The organism is Dehalococcoidia bacterium, from assembly GCA_028711995.1.
Taxonomy (GTDB): Bacteria; Chloroflexota; Dehalococcoidia; order SZUA-161; family SpSt-899; genus JAQTRE01.
The window spans coordinates 1-7,244 of the sequence record JAQTRE010000145.1 but is presented as its reverse complement, the minus strand read 5'-3'; the positions used below and the strand labels follow the sequence as shown (position 1 = coordinate 7,244).

The following is a 7,244-nucleotide window of genomic DNA, read 5'->3' as shown; positions in this document are numbered from 1 at the left end:
CCCAGGCCCCCGGAAGGAGGAATCCTTCACCTCTCTTTCTCGCTCTCCTTCGACAAGCCTGTCCTGAATCGAGATAAGGGGCTCAGGACGAACGGGGAGAAGTGTTCCGTTCGTGGTGAGTCTGTCGAACTATGAACGGATGGCATGAAGCCCTTCTTCATGGCCAAGTACTAGACCAACTGGTGAACCTTTTTGACTTGCTCCAATATCGATTCCACTGCCGGTTTCCAGCCTCGATTTCCGGGCTGTCCCATTGGATCGTCGATCTTCGAATTGCCCAGCAGTACATCGAAGGTGGCTTTGACACTGTAAGCGAGCGCCTGGAGGTTGTAACCGCCTTCAAGCGTAAAGACCATCCGTCCTTCGCAAAGATCATTCGCCAGGCCTTTGATGAGGGTAACGATATCGGCAAATCCGCTGACGCTGACCTTCATTCCGGCAAGATCGTCCGCCCAATGGGTATCGTATCCGGCGGAGACAAAGATGATCTGAGGCCGGAAACGGCGGGCCACCGGAGCCAGTATCTCATAGTACGCTCGATGATATTCGTCGTCGCCGCATCCGGAGGGGAACGGCATGTTTATCGTATTTCCCCTGGCTGCGCCGCTCCCGATCTCATCGAAATCGCCGGTGCCGGGATAGTGCGGGTACTGATGCGTGGAAAAGTACATCACACTGGGGTCCTCATAGAAAACATCCTGGGTGCCGTTGCCGTGATGGACGTCAAAATCGACAATCAGGATTCGCTCCAGGCCGTGTTTCTGCTCGGCGTATCTGGCGGCGACAGCCACATTGTTGAAGAGGCAAAATCCCATCGATCTGTCATAGGTGGCATGGTGACCCGGCGGTCTGACCAGGGCGAAGGCCGAATTTGTTTCCCCGCTTAATACCGCGTCCGTGGCTTGGAGAAGTCCCCCGGCAGCGTAGAGCGCCGCAGTGTAAGAGGCGGGAGATGACGGGGTATCGCCGTCCAGCCAGCCGCCGCCCCTCTGGGAATAGAACTCCACATTATCGATCATGCCTCTGGAATGCGCCGCCAGAAGCTCCTTTATTGTGGCCATCCGCGGTGGTATGTGGATCAGCTTTTGAGACAATCCCGATTCCTCCAGAAGCTGCATGATAGCCACCAGCCTCTGGCTATTCTCAGGGTGGGAACCGGTCTCGTGTTCGAGGTAGATTGGATCGTAGACGATTCCTACTTTCATTTCAACCTTCCCGGGGTAGCTGGCCCGACGTCGGGCCGTCTGCTTGATTTAGATGATAGCAGAGAGAAGGTGACGGGGCAACGCGAATCGATACGCAGGTCTTTGATGTGCTGATCTCTTCCTGCAACTGATCCGGGATGGTAGAATGAGACGATGGAGCACAAGACCAATTGTCTGTTTTGTGGGGCTGAACTTGTTTATGCCGATATGGCCCAACCCCGGGAATGTGTGTACTGCCAGAGGACGTATGAATCTAATGTGGCTTGCACATCTGGCCATTATGTCTGTGATCGATGCCACAGTCTGCCTGCTTTCGACCTGATTGGGGAGTTTTGCATTAACAGCCACTCGACCGACCCTCTGGAAGTGGCGCTGGTTTTGATGCGACATCCGGCGGTCAAAATGCACGGGCCGGAGCATCATTTCCTTATCCCGGCAGTTTTGCTTTCCGCCTACTATAATCTGAAAGGCGATCCTGACCGGAAAGCTCGGAAGATATCGGAAGCTCAGAAGCGGGCTAAAAATGTGTTGGGAGGATTTTGCGGCTTCTACGGTGACTGCGGTGCTGCCGTGGGAACTGGCATCTTTTTCAGCCTTATTACTGATGCTACTCCCCTCACTACCGATTCGTGGAGGCTCTCCAACATGATGACCTCTAAGAGCCTGATGGCCATCGCGCTGCAGGGCGGGCCGAGATGTTGCAAGCGAAATACGTATCTGGCGCTGGCTGAGGCAGTTCGATTTCTGGAGGAGAAACTGGGTGTGGTGATGGCTGCCAATCCTGAATCCAAGTGTGAGTTTTCAGATCTCAACAAGGAATGCCTTAAGGAAGAGTGCCCTTTCCATCCGGTATAAGGGTTTCTTCAGGCTTTGCTTGGCCCATCGGTTCGTTGATACCCTGAGCGTATCAACGAACTTCTGATTGAGTGGTGAAGGACACTTCCCGCCGGGGGTCTGACCTCGACTGCGATCGGGGGTTCGGGGGTGTCCCCCGAACCCCCTTCTCTTCCCCCAAGAGTGGGGGCCAAGGGGTTGGTCAGAGATTTTCTACCCTACATTTGAGGAGATAGAGAGATGAAAGTGATCGGCGCGGTGGGTCAGAATGGTTCGGGAAAGGACGAGGTTTTGAAGCATCTCAAAGCTAAATATGGCGTGCTGTTTTTCTCCACAGGCGATGTGGTCAGAGGGATTGCCCGAAAAGAAGGGCTGGAACCGACGAGGGAGAACCTGGGGGCCATCTCTGAAAGGTATTTTCGCCAGATGGGCGAAGGGTGCTTCGTGAAGCTTCTGGCAGAGCAAATCCGCCGGGATCAGTTGCCCATCGCCGGAATCAGCGGCATCCGGTCGCTGACCGATGTCAATATCATGCGAGAAAGTTTCGGCAAGGATTTTATCCTCATCAACGTTTTCGTCAGCGATCCTCATCGGCGCTATGAGCGGATGGTCAACCGGGGCGAAGAGCGGGATCCAAAAACATACGAGCAGTTTCTGGCTCAGGACAAGGCTGAAGAGGACCGTTTCCACCTCCAGCAGGCGGGAGAGCAGGCGGACTTTTCTGTCAGCAACGATAGCACTCTGGCTGATATGCACCGGGCCATCGACAGGCTGGTGACTGAGAATGCCATCCTGAAGTAGGTTGGGGTGGGCACGATTGGAGCTATACCCTATTGGCGTGGCACATCTTTCCGTTCTACCACCGTTAAGGGAATGGGGATACGTCCTGCATTGAGCAGCTTCGCCAGGTCTTTGGCGTCCTTCAATCTCATTCCCGTGATAACTCCGGCATCCCGTATGGGTTGCAGCACTTGCGGGGCAGAGATGTATTGATCCCCGAGGAATATTCCCAGCCGCCCTTCCACCGATCCGATGGGCAGTGCAGAAAGGCGGGCGGTAACCTCGTAGAAGAGTTCGGCTCCCTGAGTAGTCCATTTGAAACGCATTTCGGGGCCGCCCATAGGGGGTATCCAGACATCAACGTTCCCTTCAAAAAGCTGACTGGTCAGCTCCAGCGTTTGGCCATTTACTTCTTCGATGACTGGTGTGGCGATGTAATCTCCCGTCCCTGCGGGAACGGGTACCAAATCAATTTCTCCTTCCGCATTCGGACCAATAACAAAGTCTCCTTTATCCGAGGGGGCAAATGTCTTGAAGGTTATCAGCGCCGTTTCACCAATGAGTGGGAGAGCCTCTTCCAAACCTTCAAGGGAAGTCAATTGAATCTCAATGCGATCGTCACCCAATTGCCGAATTACGGGGTCACTCACTCCGTAGGTATCCAACCGTTCCTCGATAACGCGCATCGCATTCTTCAAGGCTTGTTCAGGATCGTCCACTTGTGAAAGATCAGCTTGGTAGACGATGCGTGCATTTGTTTCATTCGACTTTTCGTTTTCATCACAGGCTGCTCCGAACACAATCACTAATGTGAGCAATGACAGCAAAAAGATTGACAGTTTTCTCACGGCTCCTCCGATTTCATGTGTCTGTGGTGGAATGTATGGGTCCGCACATCAATTTTTGATGCGTTGAACCCATCTTAAGCAAACCCCTGATCTTTTGTCAACTCGCACCGAGGGCATCTTAGACTGGCGATAGGTCTCCACAAGTTCGGATCACAGCGTGCGGATTCTGGAAACGACGCATTCTCCATCAACTATGGGCAGCACCAGAAGCAATTTGTTATAATAACGCCATTAGCGTGTGCGCAGCCCAGGGGTCGACCCTTCCCTGAAGCGGACAGGCTCCGCCGTTGTAGAACAGCCGGTTTGCAGCGGTTCTAATAAAGAGAAGAGGTGCCATTTTGGAGTATTTCCTCAACGAACGGCAGAAAATGATCAAAGAGATCGCCCGGGGGATTACCGAGCAGAAGATAATCCCGGTGCGCGCCGAACTGGATGAGAAAGAGGAATTCCCATGGGAAATCATCAAAGAGCTCGCCAATGCCGACCTCTTTCGCGCCGTTATTCCCGAGGAATACGATGGGCTCGGAGGCGGAACTCTCGATCTGTGCCTGGCTATCGAAGAGCTGAGCCGGGGATGTTGTGGGGTATCGATCAGCTACGCAGCCGTCACGCTGGGTACCATACCCATACTCAGATTCGGCACGGAAGAGCAGAAGAAGAAGTATCTCCCCCAGATCGCCAGCGGCAAGCGATTGACCGCGTTCGGTCTCACTGAGTCCGCGGCCGGAAGCGATGCCGCCCAGATGAAGACGCTGGCTGTAGCCGACGGTAGCGATTATGTGATTAACGGCACCAAACAGTTTATAACCAACGGTGGCGATGCCGAAATCTATATCATTATTGCCCTCACCAATCCCAGCAAAGGCCCTCGCGGGGCCAGTGCATTTATCGTGGAGAAGGATACTCCCGGCTTCACCTTCGGCAAGAAAGAGAAGAAGATGGGCATCCGCTGTTCTTCCACCCGTGAACTGGTATTCCACAACTGCCGGGTGCCCAAAGAGAACATAATCGGCAAGGAAGGCACTGGATTTATTAGCAGCCTCAAAACGCTCGATGCATCGCGGCCGGGTGTGGCGGCGCAAGGTGTGGGATTGGCCCAGGGCGCATTGGAAGAAGCGGTTGCCTATGCGCGGCAGCGCACGCAGTTCGGGCAGCCCATTTCCTCTTTTCAGGCTATCCAGCATATGCTGGCCAATATGGCTATCGATGTCGAGGCTGCTAGAGCCTTGGTTTATGCTGTGGCCCGTTCCATCGACGCCGGGGACAAGGGTTCCAGTGAGGTAGCTGCCATGGCCAAGGTTTTCGCCAGCGATATGGCCATGCGGGTAACTACCGATGCGGTGCAGATATTCGGCGGGCCGGGATACATGCGCGACTATCCGGTGGAAAAGATGATGCGCGATGCCAAGATCATCCAGATATACGAAGGCACCAACCAGGTCCTGCGCAATGATATTATCTCCCATGTGTACAAGCGGAAGGGTAAGAGGGAATGAACGTTGTTGTCTGCATCAAGCAGGTGCCCGGCAGCACCGAAGTCAAGATCAATAAAGAGACTAACACGCTGATCCGCGAAGGGGCCAAAGCCATCATCAATCCCTTCGATACCTATGCCATCGAAGAAGGTGTGAGGGTGAAGGAGAAGCTTGGCGGGAAGACCGTTGTTGTGACGATGGGCCCGCCGCAGGCGGAAGTGGCGCTCAGAGAAGCCATCGAAGTGGGCGCCGATGAAGCCGTTCTCGTCAGCGACCGTTCCTTTGCCGGATCGGATACCCTGGCCACCTCCTATGTGCTCGGAAAAGCCATCTCCAAAATAGGCGATTACGGTCTGGTCATCGTCGGCAAACAGACGATGGACGGCGATACCGGTCAGGTGGGGCCTGAGATCGCCGAGAGGCTGGGCATTCCGTTTGTGGCCTATGTGAGCGCCATCGAGGAAATCGGCGAAGGCAAGATCAAAGCCCGGCGCATGATCGATGAAGGCCATGAGATTGTCGAATCACCTCTTCCCTGCGTGGTCAGCGTTACCAAGGAGATCAATGTTCCGCGTCTTCCTTCAGTTCGCGGGAAGATGAAGGCCAAATCCGCCCGGATTCCCGTTTGGACGATTCATGACCTGGGCATCGAGGAAAATAAAGTAGGTGCAGCGGGATCGCCCACGTGGGTCACCAAAATCTTCTCTCCCCGGCGAGAGCACCAGAGCGAGATGCTGGGGGGAGATGCGAAGGCCAATGTAGACTGGATTCTGGATAAGCTGGCCGAGGCCAAGCTGGTATAGCGCCATGTCAATCAGGATTGATATAGAAAAATGCACCGGCTGCGGGTCTTGCGAGCCGGCCTGTCCCTTTGGCGTCATCAAAGTCGTCAAGGACGTGGCTCAGATCGGGGATGGCTGCAATCTCTGCGGGGCATGCAAAGATGTCTGCAGCTTTGAGGCTATCGTTATCGAGGTTCCGGTGGCTGTGGCTCAGGAAAAGGACGACTCTAAAGGCGTCTGGGTCTTCGCCGAGCAGCGTGATGGCCAGATCAAGGGCGTAGTTTATGAACTCCTGAACAAAGGCCGGGAGCTCGCAAAGGTGCTCAACACGGGGGTCTCAGCGATCTGCCTGGGCCACAACATCGATGGAGTGAACCGGCTTTTCGAGTACGGGGCCGATAAGGTCTATCTCTTCGATGATCCTGCTCTGGCCGGGTTTCAGGATGATCTCTATGCGCGTTGTATTGTCGATCTGATTCGAGAACAGAAACCCCAAATCCTGCTGGCCGGGGCAACTTCGCTGGGCCGGGCGTTCATTCCGCGCGTCGCTGCTATGCTGGAGACCGGGCTCACCGCCGATTGCACCGGACTCGATATCGATCCAGAAACCGGGCTTCTCTTGCAGACGCGCCCCACCTTCGGCGGCAACATCATGGCTACCATTGTTTGCCGAACCCAAAGGCCGCAGATGGCCACCGTTCGTCCCCATGTTTTCAAAAAGGGGAATCCGGCACCGGGTCGAGCTGGTGAAGTAATTCGTATGACTCTGGATGGCAAGGCAACCGACTCAAGGGTCAAAGTGCTCCAGTTCATCGAGGATGTCACGGAGAAGATCAAAGTGGAGGATGCCGAAATCATCGTTGCCGGCGGCAGAGGGTTGGGGAAAGGGGAGAATTTCAAGCTCATTGAGGAACTCGCCGATGCCCTCGGTGCGGCGGTGGGAGCCTCCAGGGCTGTGGTGGATGATGGCTGGGTCGGCTATTCGCATCAGATCGGGCAGACCGGCAAAACGGTTTGTCCTAAACTCTATATCGCCTGCGGCATTTCCGGCGCGGTGCAACATCTGGCAGGCATGCAAACCTCGGATATCATCGTGGCCATCAATGAGGACCCCCGCGCACCTATTTTCGATGTGGCCACGTATGGAATCGTCGGCGATTTGTTTGAGATCGTGCCGATGCTCACCGCCAGGATCAGGGATCGGTAGAGGAGAAGCTTTTAGCGGCCTCCGAATGCTTCGCCCCTACCGGGATGGTGGTATAATGGCAGTTACAGTCCTCCAAGTAATCGTATGAGGTGAACTCTGTATGAGAAAATCCT

7 protein-coding genes are annotated in these 7,244 nt (G+C 54.7%); 5 read left to right on the top strand and 2 right to left on the bottom strand.

Annotated features, from left to right (window positions below):
* Positions 1-170: 170 nt before the first annotated feature.
* Positions 171-1,205, bottom strand: a complete 1,035-nt coding sequence (locus tag PHV74_13860; GenBank protein ID MDD5095445.1) for a histone deacetylase — start codon at positions 1,203-1,205, stop codon at positions 171-173.
* Between the two features lie 153 nt (positions 1,206-1,358).
* Here PHV74_13860 and PHV74_13855 point away from each other — a divergent pair, with 153 nt between their 5' ends.
* On the top strand, positions 1,359-2,060 hold the full coding sequence (locus PHV74_13855; protein MDD5095444.1) for a DUF5714 domain-containing protein: 702 nt from the start codon (positions 1,359-1,361) through the stop codon (positions 2,058-2,060).
* A 219-nt stretch (positions 2,061-2,279) separates the two neighbouring features.
* Entirely contained in the window at positions 2,280-2,840 is a 561-nt protein-coding gene (locus tag PHV74_13850; GenBank protein ID MDD5095443.1) for an AAA family ATPase, read from the top strand.
* Between the two features lie 29 nt (positions 2,841-2,869).
* Here PHV74_13850 and PHV74_13845 read toward each other — a convergent pair whose 3' ends face one another.
* The gene (locus PHV74_13845) at positions 2,870-3,667 is read right to left on the bottom strand and encodes a hypothetical protein (protein MDD5095442.1); all 798 of its coding nucleotides are present in this window, start codon (positions 3,665-3,667) and stop codon (positions 2,870-2,872) included.
* A 338-nt stretch (positions 3,668-4,005) separates the two neighbouring features.
* Here PHV74_13845 and PHV74_13840 point away from each other — a divergent pair, with 338 nt between their 5' ends.
* From PHV74_13840 to PHV74_13830, 3 genes are read left to right on the top strand one after another with little or no spacing between them, the layout of a single operon-like run.
* The gene (locus PHV74_13840) at positions 4,006-5,163 is read left to right on the top strand and encodes an acyl-CoA dehydrogenase family protein (protein MDD5095441.1); all 1,158 of its coding nucleotides are present in this window, start codon (positions 4,006-4,008) and stop codon (positions 5,161-5,163) included.
* Positions 5,160-5,945 (top strand): electron transfer flavoprotein subunit beta/FixA family protein, encoded by a 786-nt coding sequence (locus PHV74_13835; GenBank protein MDD5095440.1) that lies wholly within the window; start codon positions 5,160-5,162, stop codon positions 5,943-5,945. The genes PHV74_13840 and PHV74_13835 overlap by 4 nt, the downstream gene beginning before the upstream one ends.
* Positions 5,946-5,949: 4 nt before the next feature.
* Complete coding sequence (locus PHV74_13830; GenBank protein ID MDD5095439.1) at positions 5,950-7,131, top strand: electron transfer flavoprotein subunit alpha; 1,182 nt, start codon at positions 5,950-5,952, stop codon at positions 7,129-7,131.
* The last annotated feature ends 113 nt before the right edge of the window (positions 7,132-7,244 follow it).

Excerpts from the sequence above, each read along its gene's own strand:
- PHV74_13850 (MDD5095443.1), top strand. The coding sequence starts at position 2,280 with ATGAAAGTGATCGGCGCGGTGGGTCAGAATGGTTCGGGAAAGGACGAG.
- PHV74_13860 (MDD5095445.1), bottom strand. The coding sequence starts at position 1,205 with ATGAAAGTAGGAATCGTCTACGATCCAATCTACCTCGAACACGAGACC.
- PHV74_13835 (MDD5095440.1), top strand. The coding sequence starts at position 5,160 with ATGAACGTTGTTGTCTGCATCAAGCAGGTGCCCGGCAGCACCGAAGTC.
- PHV74_13830 (MDD5095439.1), top strand. The coding sequence starts at position 5,950 with ATGTCAATCAGGATTGATATAGAAAAATGCACCGGCTGCGGGTCTTGC.
- PHV74_13855 (MDD5095444.1), top strand. The coding sequence starts at position 1,359 with ATGGAGCACAAGACCAATTGTCTGTTTTGTGGGGCTGAACTTGTTTAT.